This is a genomic window from Streptococcus cristatus, assembly GCF_001588905.1.
GTDB lineage: Bacteria > Bacillota > Bacilli > Lactobacillales > Streptococcaceae > Streptococcus > Streptococcus cristatus_N.
The window spans coordinates 1-24,414 of sequence record NZ_LAWH01000004.1 but is presented as its reverse complement, the minus strand read 5'-3'; the positions used below and the strand labels follow the sequence as shown (position 1 = coordinate 24,414).

General features: G+C 44.7%; 23 protein-coding genes. All 23 read right to left on the bottom strand.

The annotated features are described in order from the left end of the window. Positions 1 to 267 precede the first annotated feature (267 nt). The 23 genes from infB to A0765_RS00775 all read right to left on the bottom strand — a co-directional run bounded on the left by infB (position 268) and on the right by A0765_RS00775 (position 24,053). Positions 268 to 3,069 (bottom strand): translation initiation factor IF-2, encoded by a 2,802-nt coding sequence (infB, locus tag A0765_RS00885; protein WP_062004122.1) that lies wholly within the window; start codon positions 3,067 to 3,069, stop codon positions 268 to 270. A 16-nt stretch (positions 3,070 to 3,085) separates the two neighbouring features. After that, the gene (locus A0765_RS00880) at positions 3,086 to 3,385 is read right to left on the bottom strand and encodes a YlxQ-related RNA-binding protein (RefSeq protein WP_005590926.1); all 300 of its coding nucleotides are present in this window, start codon (positions 3,383 to 3,385) and stop codon (positions 3,086 to 3,088) included. Continuing rightward, positions 3,378 to 3,674: an RNase P modulator RnpM gene (gene rnpM, locus A0765_RS00875; protein ID WP_045498837.1), complete on the bottom strand. Its 297-nt coding sequence runs from the start codon at positions 3,672 to 3,674 to the stop codon at positions 3,378 to 3,380. The genes A0765_RS00880 and rnpM overlap by 8 nt, the downstream gene beginning before the upstream one ends. Before the next feature lie 11 nt (positions 3,675 to 3,685). After that, positions 3,686 to 4,936 carry a transcription termination factor NusA gene (gene nusA, locus A0765_RS00870; protein WP_306452463.1) on the bottom strand — a complete coding sequence of 417 codons (1,251 nt, stop codon included), beginning with the start codon at positions 4,934 to 4,936 and terminating at the stop codon, positions 3,686 to 3,688. A 66-nt stretch (positions 4,937 to 5,002) separates the two neighbouring features. Then, complete coding sequence (gene rimP / locus A0765_RS00865) at positions 5,003 to 5,467, bottom strand: ribosome maturation factor RimP (protein WP_179856132.1); 465 nt, start codon at positions 5,465 to 5,467, stop codon at positions 5,003 to 5,005. 170 nt (positions 5,468 to 5,637) lie between these two features. Beyond that, the gene (gene pknB, locus A0765_RS00860; RefSeq protein WP_062004116.1) at positions 5,638 to 7,515 is read right to left on the bottom strand and encodes a Stk1 family PASTA domain-containing Ser/Thr kinase; all 1,878 of its coding nucleotides are present in this window, start codon (positions 7,513 to 7,515) and stop codon (positions 5,638 to 5,640) included. Then, positions 7,512 to 8,252 (bottom strand): Stp1/IreP family PP2C-type Ser/Thr phosphatase, encoded by a 741-nt coding sequence (locus tag A0765_RS00855; RefSeq protein WP_062004114.1) that lies wholly within the window; start codon positions 8,250 to 8,252, stop codon positions 7,512 to 7,514. The genes pknB and A0765_RS00855 overlap by 4 nt, the downstream gene beginning before the upstream one ends. Positions 8,253 to 8,270: 18 nt before the next feature. Continuing rightward, a complete protein-coding gene (gene rsmB / locus A0765_RS00850; RefSeq protein WP_179856131.1) occupies positions 8,271 to 9,587 on the bottom strand; it encodes a 16S rRNA (cytosine(967)-C(5))-methyltransferase RsmB in 1,317 nt (438 codons plus the stop codon). Beyond that, positions 9,577 to 10,515 (bottom strand): methionyl-tRNA formyltransferase, encoded by a 939-nt coding sequence (gene fmt / locus A0765_RS00845; RefSeq protein WP_062004110.1) that lies wholly within the window; start codon positions 10,513 to 10,515, stop codon positions 9,577 to 9,579. Before fmt ends, rsmB begins: the two co-directional genes overlap by 11 nt. A 100-nt stretch (positions 10,516 to 10,615) precedes the next feature. Further along, positions 10,616 to 13,021, bottom strand: a complete 2,406-nt coding sequence (locus A0765_RS00840; protein ID WP_062004108.1) for a primosomal protein N' — start codon at positions 13,019 to 13,021, stop codon at positions 10,616 to 10,618. Between the two features lie 51 nt (positions 13,022 to 13,072). Continuing rightward, positions 13,073 to 13,387, bottom strand: coding sequence for a DNA-directed RNA polymerase subunit omega (gene rpoZ, locus A0765_RS00835; protein ID WP_005590937.1), 315 nt, complete (start codon positions 13,385 to 13,387; stop codon positions 13,073 to 13,075). A 26-nt stretch (positions 13,388 to 13,413) separates the two neighbouring features. Further along, the gene (gene gmk / locus A0765_RS00830; protein WP_005590938.1) at positions 13,414 to 14,046 is read right to left on the bottom strand and encodes a guanylate kinase; all 633 of its coding nucleotides are present in this window, start codon (positions 14,044 to 14,046) and stop codon (positions 13,414 to 13,416) included. A 112-nt stretch (positions 14,047 to 14,158) separates the two neighbouring features. Then, positions 14,159 to 14,692 (bottom strand): DUF177 domain-containing protein, encoded by a 534-nt coding sequence (locus A0765_RS00825; protein ID WP_062004107.1) that lies wholly within the window; start codon positions 14,690 to 14,692, stop codon positions 14,159 to 14,161. 145 nt (positions 14,693 to 14,837) lie between these two features. Beyond that, complete coding sequence (locus tag A0765_RS00820; protein WP_062004106.1) at positions 14,838 to 16,223, bottom strand: amino acid permease; 1,386 nt, start codon at positions 16,221 to 16,223, stop codon at positions 14,838 to 14,840. A gap of 203 nt (positions 16,224 to 16,426) precedes the next feature. Next, on the bottom strand, positions 16,427 to 17,125 hold the full coding sequence (locus tag A0765_RS00815; RefSeq protein ID WP_062004105.1) for a 3-oxoacyl-ACP reductase: 699 nt from the start codon (positions 17,123 to 17,125) through the stop codon (positions 16,427 to 16,429). Further along, positions 17,118 to 17,354 (bottom strand): DUF2829 domain-containing protein, encoded by a 237-nt coding sequence (locus A0765_RS00810; RefSeq protein WP_002899859.1) that lies wholly within the window; start codon positions 17,352 to 17,354, stop codon positions 17,118 to 17,120. The genes A0765_RS00815 and A0765_RS00810 overlap by 8 nt, the downstream gene beginning before the upstream one ends. Before the next feature lie 62 nt (positions 17,355 to 17,416). After that, the gene (locus A0765_RS00805; RefSeq protein WP_048766529.1) at positions 17,417 to 17,875 is read right to left on the bottom strand and encodes a GNAT family N-acetyltransferase; all 459 of its coding nucleotides are present in this window, start codon (positions 17,873 to 17,875) and stop codon (positions 17,417 to 17,419) included. A gap of 15 nt (positions 17,876 to 17,890) precedes the next feature. After that, on the bottom strand, positions 17,891 to 18,316 hold the full coding sequence (locus tag A0765_RS00800) for a GNAT family N-acetyltransferase (protein WP_062004104.1): 426 nt from the start codon (positions 18,314 to 18,316) through the stop codon (positions 17,891 to 17,893). Positions 18,317 to 18,379: 63 nt separating this feature from the next. Next, positions 18,380 to 19,390, bottom strand: coding sequence for a S41 family peptidase (locus tag A0765_RS00795; RefSeq protein ID WP_062004103.1), 1,011 nt, complete (start codon positions 19,388 to 19,390; stop codon positions 18,380 to 18,382). Positions 19,391 to 19,461: 71 nt separating this feature from the next. Then, the gene (locus tag A0765_RS00790) at positions 19,462 to 19,731 is read right to left on the bottom strand and encodes a hypothetical protein (RefSeq protein WP_061911068.1); all 270 of its coding nucleotides are present in this window, start codon (positions 19,729 to 19,731) and stop codon (positions 19,462 to 19,464) included. 42 nt (positions 19,732 to 19,773) lie between these two features. Next, positions 19,774 to 21,174, bottom strand: a complete 1,401-nt coding sequence (locus A0765_RS00785; RefSeq protein WP_062004102.1) for an amino acid permease — start codon at positions 21,172 to 21,174, stop codon at positions 19,774 to 19,776. Between the two features lie 130 nt (positions 21,175 to 21,304). Further along, the gene (locus A0765_RS00780) at positions 21,305 to 23,293 is read right to left on the bottom strand and encodes an ABC transporter permease (protein ID WP_062004101.1); all 1,989 of its coding nucleotides are present in this window, start codon (positions 23,291 to 23,293) and stop codon (positions 21,305 to 21,307) included. Further along, positions 23,286 to 24,053 carry an ABC transporter ATP-binding protein gene (locus tag A0765_RS00775; protein ID WP_048766518.1) on the bottom strand — a complete coding sequence of 256 codons (768 nt, stop codon included), beginning with the start codon at positions 24,051 to 24,053 and terminating at the stop codon, positions 23,286 to 23,288. Before A0765_RS00775 ends, A0765_RS00780 begins: the two co-directional genes overlap by 8 nt. Positions 24,054 to 24,414 lie beyond the last annotated feature (361 nt).

Genomic DNA, 24,414 nt, shown 5'->3' with positions numbered 1-24,414 from the left:
ATTGTCTTTGGATTGTCGAGCAAGACGCAGTGGTTGAGTGGGCTCTATTACGCTGATTTCATCAGCTTTTACAGCCCTACTCAACTGTGCGGAGGTGGGACGACGAAATCGAATTCTAACGAATTACCGATTTCTGTCCCACTCTCATATTTTTAGTTTTAGTTGAATGAAATTCGCTCTAAACTCTTTGTGAAAGGGTGCTTGGGATAGAAGTATCGACTTCCACCCAATATGCTTTTCACTGGGAGTCTTTATAGATTTCTTAGCTTATTTCTTAATTTCTTCCATGATATAGGCTTCAATCGTATCATCCACTTGGATATCGTTATAGCCGTCAATCATGAGACCACCTTCGCGGCCGTTTGTAACTTCTTTCACATCATCCTTGAAGTGCTTCAAGCTAGCCAACTGACCGTCGTAAATCACGACGCCATCACGGATGACACGAACCTTGGAATCACGGGTAACTTTACCATTGATAACCATAAATCCACCGATAGTACCAACCTTGGAAACTTTGAAAGTTTCGCGGATAAGGGCTTCCCCGATGATTTTTTCTTGGTATTCTGGGTCCAGCATTCCTTTCATGGCATCTTCCATTTCTTCGATAACCTTATAGATAATGCTGTGAAGACGGATTTCTACATCATCAGCTTCTGCTTGCTGACGAGCTTGCGGTGTAGGACGAACGTTAAATCCAATAATAAAGGCATTTGAAGCTTCTGCCAAAGTTACGTCGGATTCATTGATAGCACCAACCGCTGAGTGGACAATGGTGATCTTAACACCTTCCACTTCAATCTTCTGCAAGGAAGCAGCCAAGGCTTCTACAGAACCTTGTACATCGGCTTTGATAATGACGTTAACAGATTTCACTTCACCGGCTTTGAGGGTATCAAAGAGATTTTCCAGACTGACACGATGAGTAGCTTGACGTTGCTTGAGAAGGGCACGTTTAGCACGTTCTTCACCGGCTGCACGCGCAGCTTTTTCATCTTCATAGACGGCAAAGTGGTCACCTGCCATCGGAGTTTCATTCAAACCTGTGATAGAAACCGGCGTAGATGGACCTGCTACTTTGACACGACGACCTAAGTCATTGGTCATAGCCCGAACGCGTCCGAAGGTATTTCCGACAACGATTGGATCTTGAACATTCAGCGTACCTTGTTGGACGAGAAGGGTTGCAACTGCACCTTTTCCTTTATCCAAACGTGCTTCGATAACCGTACCGATAGCGCGAACGGTCGGATCTGCCTTGAGTTCTTGAATTTCAGCTACAAGTAGAACTGTTTCCAAAAGTTCATCGATGTTTTGGTTGAACTTAGCTGAGATTTCAACAAACTCAGAATCTCCACCCCAAGCAGTTGACATAACACCATGCTCAGCTAATTCACCAATTACGCGCTCAGGATTGGCACCTGGCTTATCGATCTTGTTGATGGCCACAATAATTGGCACATTAGCGGCTTTAGAGTGGTTGATCGCTTCAATAGTCTGAGGCATAACACCGTCATCAGCTGCTACGACCAAGATGGTAATATCGGTAACAGAAGCACCACGCGCACGCATCGAAGTAAAGGCCGCGTGTCCAGGTGTATCCAAGAAAGTAATCTTCTTGCCATTTTCCTCAATCTGGTAGGCACCGATATGCTGAGTGATACCACCTGCTTCACCTGTCGCAACGCGAGAGTTACGTAGAGTATCCAAGAGGGTTGTTTTACCATGGTCAACGTGTCCCATGATGGTAACAACTGGCGGACGTTCTACTAATTCATCTGGATTGATATAACCTTCTTCGACAAAGAAGCGCTCAATATCAGCTGTATCCACTTCTACCTTCTTCTTAGCTTCGATACCGTAATCCACCATGAGGAGCTCAATAGTATCACCGTCAAGAGATTGGTTTTGCGTTGCCATCACGCCCATCATAAAGAGCTTCTTAACAATTTCAGCTGGCTCGCGCTTGATCCGTTTTGCGATTTCCGCAACGGTCATGCCATCTGTGTATTCGAATTCGCTTGGCAACTCATGGAACTTGCGTTCTGTAACAGGTTTTGGAACCTGATTCTGGTTACCTTTTCCTTTTTTATTTTTCTTATTGTTATTCCAGTTACTGTTTCTTTGATTTCTCACTTGATTTTGACTATTTCGATTCTTTTGTTGTTTTCTTGGACCTTCTTCTTCGCGATCAAAATCATCGCGCTTCTTATCTGGTCGAGCTTGTTTTTTACGACGAGTATCTACCGCAGCTTGTGCTGGTGCAGGAGCAGCCGGTTGGACTGTTTCAGCCGGAGTAGCTTTAAATACTTCAGCAGTTGTTGTCTCTGCTTGGACTGGCTCTTTTCGTCTATTCTGGCGTTCCTGTGCCTCTTTAGCTGCTTGGGCCTGTTTAAAACGCTCCTCACTAGAACGTGCATACTCCGCATTTTGCTCTGCTTTCAGAGCTGCTGCCCGAGCCTTAAAGTCAATTTTCGGACTTTGAGGCTGTTGGCGGTTTTGACCCTTAAATCCTTGATGATTCTGACCATTCCGACGGCCATCTTGACCACGATTATCACGACGGTCATTGCGGTGCTCTTGGCGATCGTTGTTGGCCTTGCGGTCATGACGATCACGCTCATTGCTTTCCTTCTGGTCAGAATTTTGTGGTTTCCGATTTTGTTGCTGCTTACGTCGCTCTGCTTGTTCCTTGGCACGCGCTTCACGCTCTGCCTTAAAATTTCGACTTTGTGGCCGAGCTGGAGCCGGTTTAGCAGGGGCTTCAGCCACCGCTGCTTCAACAACTTTTGGCTCTTCTTTTCTAGCAGGGGCCACTTCCTTTTGGACTGGAGCAGCTGGTTTTTCAGCTACTTTATTTGGTGCTGGCTGGGAATTCACCTCTTTTTCTGGAAGAGGCTTAGCAACTTCTTTAGTTGCGAAGCTAGCCTTAATGCGCTGGCTTGCTTCTTCTTCTACGCTGGAAGAATGGCTTTTGACTTCTAGGCCTAATTCCTTAGCCCGAGCTACTACCTCTTTACTTTCCTTCCCCAATTCTTTTGCGATTTCGTACAATCTAATTCTAGACAATTCTTGTCCTCCTCTTCTATTGCATAAGAGACCTCATTTTCTTTGTAAAACCAGCATCTGTGATGGCAGCTACTTTACGAGCTTTGCCAATCGCAGTGCTTAATTCCAGTGTTGAAAACACGGTTGACACTTCTATCTTGTAATAATGGCTTTTATCAGTAATCTTTTTTGTCAGATTTGGTCCGGCATCTTCAGCTAGAAAGATCAGATGAACCTTTCCTTCTTGGATGGCTTTGATGACCAATTCTTCTCCTGAAATGATGCGGCCAGCCCGCTGGGCCAAACCCAGCAAGTTTGCTAGTTTTTCTTTATTCAAGACCCAACTCTCTTCTCTTGACCTTGTGATCAACATAGGCAATCAGCTCGTCGTAGAAGCTTTCTTCTACTTCCATACTGAAACTACGATTAAAGACCCGCTTTTTCTTGGCCTGCTGAGCTTCTTCATTATCTAGCTTGATATAAGCACCTCGCCCATTGGCCTTGCCTGTCGGATCAATGAATACCTGACCTTCTTTATTCTTGACGATGCGCAACAGATCACGCTTGTCAATCACTTCATTTGATACAACTGATTTTCTTAAAGGGATTTTTCTTGTTTTTGCCATATCTGCCTCCCTTATTCTGCGGCTACTGCTTCACTTTCTTCGAGTTCGATTTCAGTTGCCACTTCTGTACCATCTGCCAGCTCTTCTGCTTCAAATTCTGCTGAAAGGGCATCTACTTCGGCTGGTACTTCTTCTGCTATGTAATCTTGGCCAAATCCACCAAGCTCATTGGCTGCTTCCATTGCTTCAAATTCGCTGGCTGACTTGATGTCAATTCTAAAACCAGTCAAATGTGCTGCCAAGCGAACGTTTTGACCACGACGGCCGATAGCCAGTGAAAGCTTGTTATCCGGTACGACAACCAAAGCTCGCTTGTTGTCTTCTGCATGGAAGATAACTTGATCGACCTCAGCTGGAGCAATGGCATTGTAGATGTACTCGGCTGGATCAGCAACCCATTCGATGACATCGATATTTTCCTCAGTCGGAATCATACGGCCACTTTTGGCATCGTATTTGGCTGGGTGGAATTTGCTGGTAATCTTCTTGATATTGGCACCACCACGTCCGACGATGGTTCCGATCGCATCCACGTTTGGATTGTGGCTACGAACCGCTACCTTGGTTCGATCGCCCGCTTCACGAGACACGCTCATGATTTCCACAGTTCCGTCGTAAACTTCAGGAATTTCCTGCTCCATCAAGCGCTTGATCATCTCTGGATGGCTACGGCTAACGAAGACATTGACACCACGCGGATTGTCTTCTACCTTGTAGACAAAAACTTCGATGCGGTCATGAGAGGCAAAGACCTCACCAGGAATCTGGTCTTGTTTAGATAATTGTGCTTCAATAGTGCCCAGATTGACATAGATAAAGCGATTGTCAAAGCGCTCTACTGTTCCTGACATGATTTCATTTTCATGTTCTTTGTAGGTATTGTAAGTGATGGCACGAGTTTGTTTGCGCATCTTTTCCATGATGGTCTGCTTGGCAGATTGAGCTGCTACCCGGCCAAATTCGGCTGGCGCTTCTTCAAACTTGATCTTGTCTCCTAGCTCATAGGCAGAACTGATCGCCAAGGCATCTTTGAGGCTGATTTCCAAGCGGCTGTCAAAGACCTCATCCACGACTTCGCGGACAGTATAGACACGGAAATCACCTGTTTTCTCATTAAACTCAATGGATGCGCTGTCTGCCTGACCGTAGCGACGACGATAAGCAGAGCGCAGAGATTCTGTCACTGCTTCGATAATATCTTCTTTTTTAATACCTTTGTCCTCTTCCAAAATACGGAAGGCCTCTAGCATTTCTTTACTCATCTTCATGTAACTTTTGCCGAAACAAAAGTATTCCTTTCTTCATTAATATTGCATTGCGATTTGTTATTAAAATTTAACAGCCAATCTTGCTTTTGACACTAGACTATATGGAATTTCAACTTCTTTTTTGCGTGTTTTGTCCATATATTCCATAAGCAAAACATCATCTTCAAATCCAAGTAGAGTTCCTTCAAAAACCTTGTTTTTATCCAGTGCCTTATAAAGGCTGACATGGATATAACTGCCGACTGCAGCTGCCACAGCTTCCTTGGTCTTGAGCGGGCGCTCCAAGCCTGGACTGGTCACCTCCAGAAAATACTGGTCAGGAAAAGGATCGGGCTTGATAGAGTCCAACAGAGGACTGATAATATCGGTCAAATCTGCTGTATCGTTGACCGTAATCCCCTCGGGCTTGTCTACAAAAACACTGAGAACATGGTCACCGCCCATCTTTCCATACTCAATATCCACCAATTCATAAGGTTCTTGGATGGCTGGCTCAATGACTTCTCTTACTAATTCAACAATCATTGCGATAAGACTGCACCTCCTCACAGACAAGAGGCGAAGATACTTCCTCGCCTCTCTTTTATATTCACTAAAATGATTATAGCATAATCTGCCTTGAAAATCAAGGGATATACTTCTATTTCTCTACAAAGTCTAAAATAGACTAGATAGGATAACTGTAGCTAGACACCTTATTGATGGTCCGTCGATGCTGTTGTAGAGCTGCTAGAAGAGCTAGAGTGACTTTCACTCTCACTCGTAGTGCTGCTGGAAGGCGATGACGACGATGAACGTTCGCTTGTACTAGAAGAACTTGTTACCGTACCGTCTGTCACGTAGAAAGTAATCTTGGTATTTGATTTCAATTTAATACCTTGACCAGCTGCTGGAGATTGGGCTGTCACTAAATCGGCTTGACTGGACTCCACAGAGCGATCAATCACTCGCTCAATACGAGACGAAGCGATTCCCATCTCCATCAGATAGGACCGTGCATAGGCATACGAAACTTGGAGATGACCAAAGTCCGGCATTGGAACAGTAGTCACTGTTTTAGCAACGGTCAGAGTAATCTGTTTATTGGACGTCACATCATAAGAAGAGCCTGCAGCTGGGGTTTGGCTGATGACCACTCCTTCTTCAGCATCAGAACTTTCCTCTTCTACAATCTTGATCAGCTTCTCAGGAATATTGTAAGTACTTTTCAGATCTTCAATTGCCTCTGAGGACTTCTTACCGACGTAATTTTCTACCGTAAAGGTTTTTGCTCCTTTGGAGACAATCAAATCCACTTTACTGTTTTCACGACGTTGACTATTAGCTGGTGGATCTGTCTTGATGATCTTACCTTCCGCCACTTTATCACTGTAGTCCTCCTTGATTTCTCCTACCTCAAGACCCTTAGCAGTAATGGTCGAACGAGCTTCCGCCACTGTTTGACCTGCTACATCTGGAACCGTAGTATTAGCAGGACTCTTGTAGATCAGAAAGAAGAAGGCTGCAAAAACCAAGAGAATAGCTAAGAACAGAACTTTGTATCTAGCTCTTAAATGACGTTTTTTCGGCTTTTTGACTGGAGCTTTCAAAACGGGGGCCTCTCTCTTCACATCAGCCGCAGCTTTAGGAGCCACTGCTTCTGCGACAGGACTTGGAGCTGACTGAGGAATTGGAGGAACTTTTGGCAAAGTTTTAGTATCTGCCTTTGCCCCATCATCAAAAACCAGTTTCTTTTCATTTCGACGGTCATAAGATAAGCTACTGGACAAATCAACATACATCTCTGCAACGGATTGATAGCGATCGCTCAGCTTTTTAGCCGTTGCCTTAATGACCACATTTTCCAAGGCCTGAGGAACATTCGGATTTTCTGCGATGATTGAAGGCAGGGGCTTTTGGAAATGCTGCAAAGCAATCGTCACAGCACTATCTCCGTCATAAGGGATATGCCCTGTCAACATCTCGTAGAAAATAATCCCCATGGCATAAATATCGCTCTGAACAGTGGCTTTAGAACCACGCGCCTGCTCTGGCGAAAGATAATGTACCGACCCCAGCATCGAATTGGTCTGAGTCAGGCTGGTCTCTGCGAAAGCCACGGCAATTCCAAAGTCTGTTACCTTAGCATCGCCATCTGGTGTTAAGAGGACATTTTGTGGTTTTAGATCACGGTGGACAATCCCGCGTGTATGCGCTAGGCGCATAGCCAGTAGGATTTGCCCCATAATTCTGACTGCTTCTTCGTTTGAAAGTGGAGAATTTTCTTTGATATAGCGCTTAAGGTCAAGCCCAGACACATATTCCATAGCCAGATATTGCTGACCATCTTCTTCTCCAATATCGGAAATCCGGACAATGTAAGGATGATCCAAGTCCGCCATTGCTTTGGCTTCTCTTTGGAAGCGGGCAACTGCAATAGGATCCGTCTGATAATTGGTTCTAAGAACCTTTACAGCAACCTCCTCACCATCAAGTATCAGATCTCGGGCCAGATAGACATCTGCCATGCCTCCACGGCCAATCTGTTTGATGATTTTATATCGCCCGGCAAAGATCTTGCCGATTTGAATCATTCCCGTTCCTCCTTGTCAAAACGAACCAGAGCAACTGTGATATTATCCAGCCCTCCAGCATTGTTGGCAAAGCGAATTAAGGTTTCAGTTTTTTCAGATAGGCTGATATCGCTGGTGACAATATCATAAATTTCGCTGTCTGAAATCATATTAGTCAGACCGTCACTGTTGAGCAGAAGGTAATCACCATCTTCTAACGTGATCATGCCGTAGTCAGGCTGCACTTCGTCTTTTTGACCGATAGATTGAGTAATAATATTTTTCTGCGGATGGCGTTCCGCCTCTTCTTGTGTAATCTGTCCAGCCTTGAGTAAAGCATTAACAAGTGAATGGTCACTGGTTAATTGGCTATATTCCTCACCGCGAATCAAGCCAATGCGAGAATCACCAATATGAGCATAGATGGCTTGATTACCAATAATGGCTAAGGCTTCTAGCGTCGTGCCCATGCCCTTGTATTCTTCGTCCTGACCAAATTGATGGATCCGCTGATTTTCTTGTTCCAAATGCTCTGCAAACCATTCACGGACTTGGTTTACTGAGTCAATCTGAGTATCAACCCATGCGGCACCCAGGTCTGTTACTGCCATTTCACTGGCAATGTTACCAGCTCTGTGACCACCCATACCATCAGCCAAGATAATCATGGTCTTGCCAGCCCGATTTACAAAAAGATTGGCATAATCTTGATTATTTGTCCGCTTTTGACCAACATCTGTTAATATTGAAATTTCCATACTGTCAGTTTCCTCCTCTTAGTCCGATATCTTCCTAAATTGACTGATAAAAAATCCATCGCTTCCGTATAATTCCGGCGTAATCAAGATACAGCCGTCTTTCACGATATCTTCTCTTTCATGTTCTAGTCTAACTTGCTCAAAATTTGGGTGTCTTTCTAGAAATTTCTTAACTACTTCAAAATTCTCTTCAGACACAATCGTGCAAGTGCTATAAGTTATTATACCACCTTTACGTAGACTTTGACAAACGCTGTCTAATATATCCAGCTGAATTTTTTGTAAATTTTCAAAATCAGCGTTTTCTTTATTGTACTTAATGTCTGGCTTGCGGCGAATTAAGCCGATGCCAGAGCAGGGAGCATCCACTAAAATCTTATCAAAAGCATCTGATCCAAAAGTCTCAAACACCTTGGTCGCATCCAGTTTTTTAGTGGTGATTTTATCTGACAAGCCTAGACGTTCTGCATTTTGACGAATCAAGTCCAGCTTATGGTCGTAAAGATCCAAGGCTGTAATCTGGCCACTCGTCAGATAGGAAGCCATGTGAACAGTCTTGCCGCCCGGTGCACTGCAGGCATCCAAAATCTGCTCATGCCCTTCAATTTGTAGAGTCGGAGCAACCAGCTGACTAGACTCGTCTTGAATAGTGATCAAGCCTTTTTCAAAGAACTCATGACCAGCAAAATGGCCTTGCCTCTTGACCAAGGCTGAAGGGGCTAAGAGCGAATCGTCCGCTCCCAAAACGGCTTTAATTTCTTCCTTTCGAGCCACATCCGTCACTCGAATGCTGGCCTTGTTGCGCTCAAAGAGACTAGCAAAGATAGCTTCCGCGCGTTCTTCCCCGTATTCGTCAATCAAAACCTTGACCAGCCAGACCGGCAGAGAATACTGGACTGAGTAGCGCTTGTTCTTGCGGTTGATGGTAGTCGGATCAGCTGCACCTTCCCGCTCGATCTTCCGCAGGATTGCATTGACGTATTTTTCACTGCCACGTTTACGGCCTTTTGCAATCTCAACAGCTTCATTGACAACAGCATGCTGGGGGATTTTATCCAGATAGAGCATTTGATAGAGGCTGAGCTCAAGTAGGATATAAAGCCAAGCATCCAGCTTGTCTCTATCCTCCACAAAATGAGCCAGTTGCCATTCCAGACTAATTTTGCGAGCGACTGTTCCATAGACCAGCTCCGTAACCAAGCTTTTATCAGCTGAACTGAGGGCACTCTGTTTCAGCGCCTTATTAAGGGCAATATTGGAATAAGCTCCCTCTTCAAAGACTTCTTCCAGGATTTCCAGAGCAAGCTCTCGAGCTCTTTTTTGCTTACTTTCCAAATTCATCACCTACCGCTAAGTTCCGGCCCAGACCGTTAAGAAAGTCCTTGATATCCATCTTAGGCTTGCCGAATGGCTGCACCGTCTTTAGAGAAAGAGCTCCCTGACCCGCCGCGACCACTAATTCTTTCTTGCTGATTGTCAAGATTTCACCTGGACGACCGCTGCCTTCTACTTGGCTAACTTCATAAATCTTGAAGCGCTGTCCGGCTAGCAAGGTATGGGCCACCGGCCAAGGATTCATGCCCCGCACCTGATTGAAAATCTGGCGACTGGTCTTTGTCCAATCAATCCGCTCTTGCTCTGGACTGATATTCGGTGAAAAAGTCACCAGCTCTGGATTTTGAGGCTGAGCTTGAATCTCTCCCGCCACATAGGCTGGCAAGACTTCTAAAAGAAGGTCGCGACCAATCACAGCTAATTTTTCAAAGAGAGTTCCGACATTATCAGACTCTTCAATAGCTGTCGCTCGACTGGCAATCATATCACCAGCATCCATCTCCTTGACCATCTCCATAATGGTCACACCCGCTTCTTGGTCACCATTTATCAAGGCATAGTGAATGGGCGCTCCTCCACGGTATTTGGGCAAGAGAGACGCATGGACATTCACTGCAAAGTTAACGCTGTCCAGCAAGCGGCTAGGCAAAAATTGACCAAAGGCTGCTGTCACGATGCCGTCAGCCCCTAAGTTCATAATCTCTTCCAAGTCCGCGCTTTTAGCTAACTTTTCTGGTTGGTAAACTGGCAAGCCGTTAGCTAAAGCCACTTCCTTGACCGGTGTCATGCGGATTTCCTTTTTGCGGCCCACCGCTCGGTCTGGCTGAGTGACCACCGCTAAAATTTCATATTGTTCGCTTTCCAGCAGGCCTTTTAAGACCGTTGCTGAAAAGTCAGGCGTTCCCATAAAAATTAATTTCACTGTCATTTCCTCAAATCTGTCGCAAAATCCCGTCACCTGCGACTGTTTTTCTTTCTATTATATCAAAAAAGCGAGCAAAGCTGATAGCTCTCGCTCACTTTTGCCATCAGATAAAATTCTGGGGTTCATTATCAATACTGAGCCGCAGATCCTTGTTTTCCGCTTGCTGCGTTAATTCCAAGACCTGATTGAGTGTAGCTTGCAGGTCATCTTCAAAGCGATACTTCAGTAAAATCTGATAGTGGTAGAGGTTGTGGGTTCGAGCAATGGGCTTGGGTGTGGGACCCAAAATTTGCACCTTGTCCGACAGGCCACCCCGTAAAATATCCATGACCTGATAAGATTTCTTGACTACCGTTTCCTCATCCTTGTGGGATAGGGTTAGCCCAACTGTATAGTAATAAGGAGGATAGCCCAACTGTCGACGGATTCCCATTTCATAGGCGTAAAAACCTTCGTAATCCTGCTTTCTGGCAAAGTCAATGGCATAGTGCTGAGGATTGTAAGACTGGATAAAGACTTGCCCAGCTTTTTCAGCCCGACCTGCCCGACCTGCTACTTGAGTCAGCAGTTGAAAAGTCCGCTCAGAAGAGCGAAAATCTGGCAAATTCAACGCTGTGTCTGCATTAAGGACACCGACTAAGGTCACATTAGGAAAATCCAAGCCCTTGGCAATCATCTGAGTTCCCAGCAGAATGTCTGCCTGTCCCTGACCAAAAGCCTCTAGGATTTCTTCATGACTGCCTTTCTTACGGGTCGTATCCACATCCATCCGCAGAATGCGAGCCTCTGGAAAGAGGGTCGCCAGCTCATCATAGGCCTTCTGCGTCCCCGTACCATAGTAGCGAATGCTGCGACTAGAACAATTAGGGCAGGTTTGCGGAATGTCCTTGGTGAAGCCGCAGTAGTGGCAATTCATGGTCTTGGTATCCATATGCAGGGTCAGAGAAATGTCACAATTGGGGCAGGTGTCCACCGTGCCGCATTCCCGACACATGACAAAACTGGAATAACCTCGCCTGTTGAGCATGAGAACCGTCTGCTCGCCCTTATTCAGACGATCCTGAATAGCTTCTAGCAGGACTGGAGTGAAATTACTAGCTTCATTTTGCCCAATGTAATCTCGAAAATCCACCACTTGGACCTGAGGAATCTGCGCCAGCGGATTGGCCCGCTTGGTCAGCTGCAAAAAGTCATAGACTCCTCGGCTGGCTCTGGCCCTGCTTTCCAAACTCGGAGTCGCCGAACCCAGCACTAAAACAGCTTGATTGTAATGAGCTCGCAGGAGAGCAACCTCTCTGGCATGGTAGCGAGGATTGGAATCCTGCTTATAGGAGGACTCATGCTCCTCATCAATGATGATGGCTCCGATATTTGTCAAGGGGGCAAAGATGGCCGAACGCGCACCGACAACGACCTGAGCTTCTCCCCGCTCCACCTTGCGCCACTCATCGTACTTCTCACCGTCAGATAGACCAGAATGCAAAATAGCCACCTTGTCACCAAAGCGCGAAATAAAGCGATCGGTCACCTGAGGAGTCAGAGAAATTTCCGGCACCAGCATAATCGCAGTCTTTCCTTGGATTAGAGCCTCCTCAATCACCTTCAGATAAACCTCGGTCTTGCCACTCCCCGTCACTCCTTCTAGCAAAACGGGCTGAGCGTCAGCTTGGCCGATTTTTTCACAAATCGCAGTGACCGCAGCTGCCTGCTCCTCATTGAGAACCAGCTTTTTATCCTGTCGCTCCTTCTGGAAATGCGCCGCAGACCGGCTGACCTCTCTCTCCTCTGTATGAAGAAGCTCTTTTTCTAAGAAAATATTGACGACTGCAGGTGAAAAGAGTTTTCGTAAGTCTTTGAAAAGACCTGATTGTGGATTTTCCAGCAGATAAGTCTGAAGCTCCTGCTGCTTTTTCGCTCGGGTAGAAGGCAAGAACTGAGTCAATTTCTCTCTGTTCACATGATACCAAGTTTCAGTCTTGATATGCTTGCGGTCGATCGCTTGGTATTCCAAACGAATCTTACCAGCCTGAGTCAGCCGCATGAGCTTGGACTGACTTTTCTTGTCCAGATCAGAAAAACGAAGACTAGCTTCCTGACCGAAAACGGCCTGCCGCTCCTCAGAAGAAAGCTGCTCCGTTGGATAAAGCAACTTGTCATAGCTGGAATTAAGAAGACTCGGCAACATGGCCTTCAGGATGGAAATTTTATAGGAAAAGACAGACTGTCGCAGCTGGTCAGCTAGCCAGAGCTGCTCCGCATTGAGAACCGGCCTAAAGTCCAGAACTTCAGCAATATCTTTCAATTCTCCGATATGCCCCGCCAAATCTTCAACTCTCTCATCAGACAAGCCAACAATCAGCCCCTGAATCAACCGACCGCCCTTGCCAAAAGGCACATGCACCCGCATCCCAGCTTCTAGCATCCCAGAAAACTCCTCTGGAACCGCATAGCTGTATGGTTTATCCGTCTGCATCAGAGGAACATCGACAATAACCTTGGCAACTTTCACACTCTCACCCCGCTTTCCCTAAACGAAAAATAAGATTGAGTAACCCCAACCTTAAATTTTCTCACCCTCTTCTTTTTCTTTGGCAATTTGTTCTTTGATCTTGCGCTCTTCTTCTTCTTTACGCAAACGTTCTTCTTCCGCACGACGGCGAACTGCTTCGCGTTTTCCTTCTGGATCTGGATGAATCACAACATTACCAGATTCAATTTCTTCCAAAGCTCGCAGCGTTGATTTCACTGATTTAAAATCTTGAGTTGGCTTAGCGCCAGCTTCTAGCTCATGGGCACGCTTAGCTTCTAAGATAACCAAAGAATATTTTGACGGCACCTTGTCTAACAAGGTGTCAATAGACGGTTTTAACATCATAATTATTTACCTAATTTCTAATTTTATTAACGAACGACTGCTTCATCCTTAGGAAGCATGTCTTGGTAGTGACCGATGACCCGGTCCACACGAAAATGCTCGGCTTCAATCACACGTTTCACACGTTCAGCTGCCAAAGGCACTTGGTCATTGACAATAGCGTAGTCATATTCCCGCATCAAGGCAATTTCTTCTTTTGCTTTCTCAATCCGCTGAGCAATAACATCTGCACTGTCTGTACCACGGCCAACCAAACGGTCTTTCAGCTCTTCCAAGTCTGGCGGAGTCAGAAAGATAAATACAGCATCGGGCACTTTTTTCTTGACTTGGAGTGCTCCTTGGACTTCGATTTCCAAGAAAACATCTATCCCCTTATCCAAGGTCTCATTGACATAAGTGAGCGGAGTCCCGTAATAATTGCCGACATACTCTGCATACTCGAGCATCTGCCCTTGACGGATCAACTCCTCAAACTCTTCACGAGTGCGAAAGAAATAATCAACACCATCAACTTCTCCAGGACGCTGCGGACGAGTCGTCATAGATACAGAATACTGAAACTGATTGTCCGTACTCTCAAAAATTTCCCGTCTTACTGTTCCTTTTCCAACGCCTGAGGGGCCAGAAAAGACAATTAACAAGCCTCGTTCTGTCATCATATCTCCTTCACAGTCTTTCTATCTAGTGTAACAAAATTGCGCTCATATTTCAAGAAGATTCAAAGAGATTTCCTTGATAATCCTCTAGAATTCTACTAGATTTTAGACGCTTTTATTCATCAAATAAGCCTTGAAGGCTGGCGAAAGGACTATTGGCTTCTTTCTTCTCCATTTGCTGCTTTTGGTAGTCTTCCTCCGTCAGCACCTGCCAGTCATTTCCCGTAGGCATACTCGCACCAGCTTCCTCTTCAGGAGTCAAAACTTTTAGCGGAATATGAAGTAAAATATTGTCCGCCACACTGGCTGCCAAATCAATCACATCTCCCTCAAATGGTAGAACCAAATCATCTTCCAGCAAATCTTTTTGTACAGAGCCATCTTCGACAGAAGCAAAGACTTCATGAACCGTGTAGGCTTCCTCCCTATCAACTGGAGCCATACTGCGACTAGAAGCGAGGGTAATCTTGTAGGTCAAGGTGTAATCCAAAAAATAAAGCCCATTTTCATACTGAGCCTGACCTCTAGCCACGATGTTCTGGATATCTAATACTTCACGATTACGCTCTTGTAGCTCTTGCGCCAAATCAAATTCTTGGTCGAACTGCAAGCCGCCAGCATTCTTCTTAATTTCTTGAATATTTAACATTTCAGCCTCGTTTTACATTATTTCTTTCTTCATTATATCATTTTCTCAGCCAAATACCTATACCCTAAAAAGTGAATAAAACAACTAAAAACAAAATCTCTCAGCCAGCTGGACTGAGAGAAAATACATTTTTCCTAAAAAGGGATTATTTTCGGAATTTGAACTGGCTGTAAAGACCAAAGACGATGATCCAGACAGCTGATCCGATTGCTCCCACCACTGTTGACTCTTGTAAGAATAGAGTGAGAAAGACAAAGGCAAAGAAGAGCATGGTCAAAGGATTGAGAAACTTGTAGGCCGGCATGAGATAGCCATCCGCCATAAACTCCGGTGACTTGCGATATTTGAGGTGGGCCAGCATGGTCAGACCATAGATGGCGATATAGACACCAGATGAGGAAGCCGTAATCAAGGCAAAGGAATCCGATACCCCCGGCAGAATCTTGATAAAGGCCGCAAAGGCAATGGTAGCCGCCGAAGCCAAAATCGCATTCTGCGGAACATTTTGCCGAGATAGCTTCCCAGCTCCTATTTTCTCAAGAAAAGGATTGGGCGTATCGTGGGCAATCTGATACAAATGACGACCTGTTGAGTAAAGGGTCGAGTTTAGTGCGGAGGCCGCTGAGGTCAGAACCACGAAGTTAATCAAGGCTGCCGCCCATTTGAGACCCGCTAACTTAAAAACAATAACAAAGGGAGAGTCAGCCGTTGCTAGTTTTTCCCAAGGGATGATAGCCATAATGGCAAGGAGAGACCCCCCGTAAAACAAGACAATCCGCAAAGGAATTTCTTTGATGGCTTTTGGCAAGACCGCTCGTGGATTAGCCGTTTCAGAAGTTGTAATCCCGATAAATTCAATGGCCTGATAGGCAAAGAAAACCATCTGGAAAGCCATGACAAAACTTACAAAGCCATTAGGGAAAAGCTGAAAACCTCGTCCAATATTCCCAAGACTAGCTACTCCGTGAGGCGTTTTAAAGCCTGTCAATACCATAAAGACAGCCGTTGCAATCAAAGCAATGATGGCTACAATCTTTATCATCGCAAACCAAAATTCGACCTCGCCGAAAACTCGAACCGCTATCAGATTGACCAAGCTAAGAAGAGCTAGAAAGACAAGCTGAATCATCCAAGCTGGCCAGTCAGGAAACCAGTACTGCACATACTGGGCAACAGCCGTAATCTCAGCCATTCCGATAAAAATCAGAGAAATCCAGTAGGACCAACCAGAAAAATACCCCCAGCCAGTTCCCAAATATTTGGTAATAAAGTTGATAAAGGTATGCTGGTCAGGGTCGTAGTAAAGCATTTCCCCAATCGCTCGCATCATCAGATACATGAAAAGGCCCGTCAGCATGTAAATCAAGATAATGGATGGACCCGTTAAACTAATCGAGCGCCCCGCCCCCAAGAAAAGACCCGTACCAATGGTTCCAGCAATGGCTATAATCTGAACATGCCGATTTTGTAAGCCACGTTTCATCCCGTTCTTTTCTGTTTTCTCGTTATTTTTCAACTCATTTTCACTCATTCAATCATTTCCTTTCACAAATCGCTTTATTGTATCACAATTCAGACAATTCTGCTAGAAATTCTTTTATTTTTATCTATAAAAGTTAGAAAAAATATTTATTTTTATGCTAAGACCTGTTCATCTTCATCCTATGCTCTTAAATTTATCTTCTCTTTTGTAGTAGATTACCACGGATGATGTTCCCAAACTCAGTAAATCCCCTATTTCAAACTCCAGCCGCCGTCTATTTTGATAATCTCGCCCTGCATAGCAGCTGCCCTGCCACTAGCCAGAAAGAGACTGACATCAGCTACTTCTTGAGGATCCAGCCAGCGCTTGATCGGCGTTTCCTCAGCAACCCAGTCTGCCAGCCCGCCTGGCTCAAAATCTGCGGCAGTCATGGCTGTCTTGACAGCGCCTGGCGCCAGGCCAAAGACTTGGATATTTTGATCCGCATAGTCCAAGGCTATCTGCTTGGTCAAGCCAGCTAGAGCATGCTTAGAGGCTGTATAGGCAGCACCGCCGCCACCAGCCAAAAAGCTAGCAATCGAGCACATATTAATGATGATGCCAGACTTTTTCTCCAACATCTTCTGCAGGTAAAAGCGGGTGATTTTCATGGTTGCGGTCAAATTCAGCGCAAAAAGCTGCTCCCAGTCCTCATCGCTGGTCTCGTGCAGGGGACGATAATCGTCCAAGATACCTGCTGTATTACAGAGAATGTCCACCTCAGGTAAGCTAGTGAAGAGCGGTGTCAAATCCTCTGTCAAATCCATTTTAAAAAAACGTAATTCATTTAGAAAGCCAGGATTTTCACCCTTATCTACTCCATAAACGCGGTAGCCATTTTCTAAAAAGGTCAGAGCCTGAGCTCGGCCGATGCCAGAGCTAGCTCCCGTCACCAGTACTGTCTTAGTCATCCACTTCTACCCAATCTGTCGCGAGGACATCACAAGGAGTTGGACTCCACATGGAGAAGCCCTCCCCTTCGCCTGAAACATTGATGAGGAAATAAGGTGTCACCTCGAGAGCCACCCCATTCTGCTCAATCGTATCAAAGAGCTGGACATAGTTTTCCGCTCCGCCCCAGCCTGTCCGCACATATTTTTTCTTGGCCTTAAGGCCTGGTAAAATTTCTTCAAATGTCATGATTTTCTCCTTTTGTTTATTAATACTCTTATCAAAATTTGCTATTAGCAGTCATAGGTAAGTTAAAACTTCTTCTCCATTTCCACAAAGAGATGAATATCGCCATTGCTTTCCTGCGGAATGCGCCTCACCACTTCAAAGCCCATGTTGAGATAAAGCTGCTGGGCTCGGTGATTGAAGTCAGCCACGGATAGGCTTATGACTTGGGGCGCAAAATTACCCATGATAAAGTCCAGAATTTCCTGCAGAAATGAAGCGCCCTGGCCTTTTCCACAATTCTCCGGCTTCATCCCCAAACCAAGCTCCAAAGTTCGCTCTCCTTTCTGCTCCAAGCAGAAAAATCCATAGAGTTTCTCTTCTCGCAACACTTGATAATAACGGTCCCCACGCGCTTCAGGGGAGACCATTTCTTCATAATCTTCCAGATCATTTTTCATATCATAAAAGTCATAGGGTGCCTCATAATGCCAGTCGTTAGCAATTTCTAAAGCATGCTGATGGCTTAATTGTTCAATTTCCATCTTCTCCTCTTTTCTCTAAAATTCCCAATAAAAGCGTTTCTGGTCAGCTTTTTCGCTGCAGCCAAGACTGCGATAAAATTCATGGGCTGCGGAGCGGGAAATGCCTGAATTAATCCGAATTCCTGTGTAGCCTGCTGCTTTTGCCTCTTCACGCAAAGCTTGCATCAGCGCTCTGCCATGTCCCTGCCCTTGAAAATCCGGAGCGACGGCCAAAGCTAAGAGATTGAGCAAGGACGGGAAATAGAGACAGTCGTAGCTAGCCGCATGAGCGTAGCCTATGACCTGACCGCCTTCTTCAGCTACCAAAATCAAATGCTGGTCATTCTCTAGTAACTTTTTCAGTTGAGCCTCTGTCGCTCCCCTATCGAAGTCATAGCCCAGGCACTCAGCATTAAGTTGCTGAATGGCTGCGGCGTCTCTTAGTTTTACTTTACGAATCATTTGTCACCTCGTTCTTCTCTTTATTATAGCAGAAAAGCAGTCTCTTTGACTGCTTTCAATGAACTATTCTCCCATCTGTCCCTTCAACCAAGACTCGGCCTCTTCTAAAGGCTGATCTGTTGGGATATCTGGCTGAATTGCCTCATTCTCGTAAAGCTTGCCCGTGCGATCTAGGATACTCGAGGTAGTCAAGAGCAAAACCGCTCCATCATATAGTTGATAATAATTATTTCCCGTAGTATAGCTTGCCGTTGGCTGACCAAAAATTTTAACATTTTCAAGTCCCTTAAAAGCTAAAACAGTCATTTCTCCTGAGCTGCCTGTCTTCCCATTGGTAAGGATGGCTATGGGCACTTTCTTTGCTTTCTCATCAGTATGCTCCAAACCAAGCTGCTTCAGAACATCTGACCGAGAAACCGCACTCTTGCTTCCGTTTTTATAAACGAATTGGAAGAGGTCTTCATCAGGCAAAAGAGAGGACAGGCCCGCAATCATCGGATACATATTCCCGCCGGTATTATCTCTCAAATCTACAAGAACTGCCTGATAATCATCCTTTTTAAGAGCTGCTGACAGTTTGTTGGCATAAGTCTTCGCCGCTTGTGCGTCACCAGTGAAATCAGGAACTTTTAAATAGAGAATTCCCTCCCGATTCTGCACTTCAGGCTGATTTTTGCTTTCTGGACTATTTTCGGGATTATCCTGTGGGCTTAAAAAATAAGAATGCTTCCCGCCAGCTTCTTTGGTTAATTTTTCCAAGACAGGATAGGTGTCTTGATAAGTCTTGGCTGATTCAAGCTTCTCTAAAGCTTTCTTTTTCTCATTTTCCCAATCTTTATCCGTATAAAGACCAAAATCAAGCTTTTTCACAACCGAGCGAGCGTAGTCCTGCGGACTAGGTGGAAAAAGAAAAATTCCATAGTCTGGACCAAAGTAGACTAGAAAACCTATTAAAAGAGCAAGCAAAACCAGTACTGTTCCCAAGCAACCTAAAAGAACTTTTTTCATAATTGCACAACCTTTCTTGTGAGGATTCCTGAGCTGATTATAGCAAAATAGAGACACGTTTTCCATGTCTCTACCTTACATTTATAATCGTCAATCTTACATTTTTGTAAGATTATTTTATTTTAATCTACAAAAGCTTATTTCCATCTTTCACTCTTGGAAAACGCAATCATGAGACCAGAACCAGCTAGAACCGCTAAAATGACAAGACAGATATTTTTCAGAGGATACAGCCAGTCTTTATTTTCCTCATGCCATCTTGACTTCCAAAGTCCAACATAGTCAGCGCTCATATGTTCAGGTTGATTCAACTGGATATTGATTACAATGGCTAGTAAGATAAGGGCAAGCAAAGCAAGCGCAAACAGCCAAACTTTCTTCTTTTTCGTTAGGTTAAAACTCTTCATTCTTTTCTCTTTCTACGTTCTGTTCAGAACAACTTTTTTACACTATTTTTCTTTCACTTCTATTCCTGAATGGCGGTAACCATAACCAAAGTAAATCAAAATTCCCAAGAGCAGGACGATGCCAAAGGCCAACCAAGTATCCCATGTGTACTGAGTCATAAAGGAAAGGCAGATGATAATAGATAAAATAGGAGTTAGAGGCACTAGCGGAGTTTTAAATTCTCCAGCTTTAGGCTGTCCCTTTTCCTTCCGCAACTTCAAAATGGCAAAGGCCAACATAATCAGATAAGTCAAGGTACAGATATTGAGGAAAGAGGCGATGCTAGCAAGAGGAAAGATACCCGCACAAATAGCTGAGGCAATCCCCACTAAGATGGTAGCATTTTGAGGCACACGGCTAGTAGCAGTTAATTCCTTGAAAGACCGCGGTAAAAGTCCGTCGCGCGCTATACTGTAAATCATCCGAGACAAGGCATAGGTCATGGAGATGCAGACAGTGATCAGGGTCAAAATCGCTACGATAGAAACATAATTGGCAGCCCAATCTAGTCCAATACTGCGAAGTGAAAAGGCTACTGCATCTGGAACATTTAGCTTGGTATAGTGGACCAAACCTGTCAAGACCAAGGTTACCAAGATATAGAGGATGGTCACAATCCCAAGGGAAAGGACAATACCGCGTGGCACATTTTTTTGAGGCTCTTTGATCTCATCCACAGACATAGAAATCGACTCAAAGCCCAGAAAAGCAAAGAACATCAGAGAAGCTCCAGCCATAATCCCCGTCTGACCGCCATAAATCTGACCAAAACCAAAAGGCGCAAAGTTAGACCAATTCTCAGGTCGAAGATGGAAAAGCCCAACGAGAATAAAGAGAGCCAAGGCTGAGAATTTTAGGACGACCAAGGCTGAGTTAAAGCGCAGGGCTGCTTTTGAGTTTAGAAGTACCACGCCTGTCACAAAGACCAAAACCAGAATAGGCAACAAATCCACATAAGTCCCTGCTTTTGGATTGAATGTGCCATTCAAGGCTGTCGGTAGCTGGATATGAAAGCCGCTCAAAAGCCCTTTCAAGTAAGAACCCCAGCCAGAAGCCACACCTGATATAGCTGTCATAAATTCCATGATGGTCAGCCAACCAGCCAGCCAAGCCGGAAATTCCCCTAAAACAGCGTAAATATAGCTGTAAGCTCCGCCATTAGCCGGAACTCGAGAGGCAAACTCCGCATAAAATAGGGCAGAGATGCTGACACATAGGGCAGAAATCACGATCGACACAATCAGAGCTGGACCTGCATAAGTCGCCGCCCCAATTCCCGTAACCGTGAAAATCCCTGTACCAACCATGGCACCGATCCCTAAAAGAATCAAATCCATCAGCTTCAGATGCCGCCGCATTCCCGTCCTGTTTTTACTGGCATCTTTTTTTCGAAAAATATTCATAAAATCTCCCTCCAAAGCATAGATGGCTTATTATATCATAGATTATTGGATTTACCAAAGTCTCTTTTAAAATGCCACTTTATCATTTGTCAAAGAAATAAAAAATAAGAAGCTGGGAAACCCCAACTTCTTACATAGAGACAATTTTACGATAACTGCGGGAAGTAATCATGAAGACAATCACATAGCTGATAAAGAAGATCGCACAGACACCCAGTGTCACAGCCAGCATGAGAGCTGAGTTAAGAACACCAAGAGCAGACAAGATCAAGCTCAGCATATGATAAGCAAAGGTCAGATGGATAAAGGCGAAGGCCAGCGGCAGGAAGAAAACAATCAAGATCTGTTTCCGAATGGTTTGTCTGATTTGCTTCTCATCCAGACCGACCTTTTGTAGAATCACAAAGCGATCCCGATCCTCGTACCCTTCTGAAATCTGCTTGTAGTAGATGATGAGGATGGTTCCCAGCATAAAGACGATTGATAGGAAGATACCGATGAAGAACATACCGCCCAGCATGCCTTTGATTTCTTGCTTATCAAAAGCTGTTACCGAGCCATATACCGCTTGATTTTCAGGCAAGGTCTGATTAAACTGATTCAATTTTTCTTGGTAAGCATCCCTCAGATTACGCTGTTCTTCCGTTGACAGCTTTGTATCAAGCCAGCCATAATAATTAAGGTTTACAGCATATTTATCCGTCATTGCAGAGAAGATTTGGTCAGGATTTTTAAGAACCATGTAGATTTTCTCTGGGACGATCATGTTCATCTGATCGGGTAAATGCCCAAAGATAAAGTCTTCTTTGAGTTCCTCTTTGATTTTAAAGGTCTGACCAGCCAGCTGCAAGTCTTGCTTAGAATCTAACTTCACTCCTTGCTGATAGAGAGCCACTTCATCATCCCCAAGATTCAGAGTTTTCCCTGTCATATTCTGATAATCCGCTTCTGAAATAGCCAAAATATACGTTTTCGGTGTGACAAATTTTTGAGCGGCAGCGTTGATATCGAGCTGGTTGTCAGCACGACTTGTCACTCCCATCGTATAGTATGGATAGACACCTTTCTTTGTGACTGGTAACTGCTGCTCATTCACAAACTCTGTCAGCACTTGGTCCATCTGCTCACCCGTGGTTCCTTTTCCTTGAATACTAAAATCATGAGGAAACATAGCTTTTTGCATGTAGTCACCACCGGCATAGATGTTAGCTCCGCCAGATAAGGTCACCAAGACCATGGTTGATAGGATAGCAATTGTTGCCAAGCCCACCGCATTTTTCTTCATACGGAAAATCAGGTTGGAAACGGAAATCATATTATTGGGTTGGTAATAATAGGACTTCCTCTTTTTCAAAAATTGCAGAAAGACTGTAATTCCAGCATTAAAGAGCAGATAGGTGCCTAGAATCACAAAGAGCACTGCGACAAAGAATGTAACGACTGCTGACAAGGGATTGGTTACTCCTAGTGCAAGGAAGTAACCGTATGCCAAGGCTGCAAGCCCAAGTAGTGTCTGCAGGAATAAAAAGCGACTTTTCTTTTCTCCACTATTCTTCTCTTTGACCAATTGCAGCGCATCAAGCTTTCTCAGGCGCAGACCATTGCTAATCATCAAGCAGAAAAAGACAAAGGCGTAGAAAACAGCAACCGCGATAACTACAGCGGGCTGAAAAGTTGACACCAAGACGACCTTTATCGCCATGATTTTCAGCAAGAGAGCATAGATCAACTGGTCAAACAAGAGCCCAATCCCTAATCCAAGGATAAGAGTGACCAGACCAAATACCAGTAATTCAATTACCACCATGACAAAGAGGTGGAATTTATTGAGCCCTAGCACACTGTAGAGCCCCAGCTCTTTGGAGCGATTCTTGAAAACAAAGCTATTAGCATAAAAGACGATAATGCTGGTCGTGATGCTGACAATCACCATCCCAAAAGATAGCACCATAGAAACGGCGCTTGCACCGGTCATTTTTACTAGGTTGGGATTAAAAGTCAGGGAGAAAAAGATGTAGGAGATGGCGATAGCCAGACAGGTCGCCAGAGCGAAAGGATAATAAAGCTTACGATTTTTGATTAAGTTAGAAAGCGCAAGCTTACTAGTTAATCTAAGCATGAGCTTCCACCTCACTTGCCATAACTGTCAGAGTATCGGAAATCTCTTGGAACATCTGTCGCTCGGTCTTGTTGCCGCGGAAGATTTGATTGTAGAGAATCCCGTCCTTGATAAAGAGCACCCGCTTGGCCCGACTAGCTGCCGAAGTCGAGTGAGTTACCATGAGAATGGTTTGGCCGCGGTCGTTGATATCGTCAAAGACATCCAAGAGAGCAGCCGAAGACTTAGAATCTAAAGCTCCTGTCGGCTCATCCGCCAGCAAAATCTCAGGCTCGGTGATAATAGCGCGAGCAACTGCTACCCGCTGCTTCTGCCCACCGGAAATTTCATAAGGGAACTTCTCTTGCAGTTTGTTAATCCCTAACTCGTTGCAGGTTGTAACCAACTTTTGCATCATCTCGGTAATGGAGCGACGAGAAAGCACCAGAGGTAGGAGGATATTATCCTTGACCGACAGGGTGTCCAGCAGATTGAAGTCCTGAAAGACAAAGCCTAATTTCTCCCGACGGAAGCTGGATGCTTGGCTATTTTTGATGGTCGCTGTGTCAGTTCCATTGAGAAAGACGCGGCCCTCAGTTGGCTTGTCCAACATAGCTAGGATGTTGAGAAGGGTGGATTTCCCAGAACCTGATTCCCCCATGATGGCCACGTATTCACCTTTTTCTACCGTAAAGTGAATGTCTTTCAACGCCTCTACTTGGCTGCCCTGAAAGCGAGTTTTATAAATCTTTTTCACATGTTGTACGTCTAATAATGTCATACTTAAACCTCTTTTTTTATTTATGTGTAAAATGGTTATTTAGCTCATCTTTCAATACTTTGTTAGCTAGCTCTACTCTACTATTGCCTGAGCCACTGCCCCTACTGAAAGCAAACTAAAAACGATACTATTATCATACCGAAAAGCCCGATATGTTTCCATAAGCTAATCTTTCATTTTGGACGCTAATCTTACATTTTTGTCACTTAGCGATCTTCCCATTATGGAAATACCTGATTTTCATTAAAGGGAAAGGGCTGTATGATTTGGGTTGCTTTCCCAGTTTGCCTCCCTAAACTTTCAGTTCTATTTGAGCAAAAAGGCGGTGGGACGAGGCTGGGACAAAAGTCCTAGCCTCTCA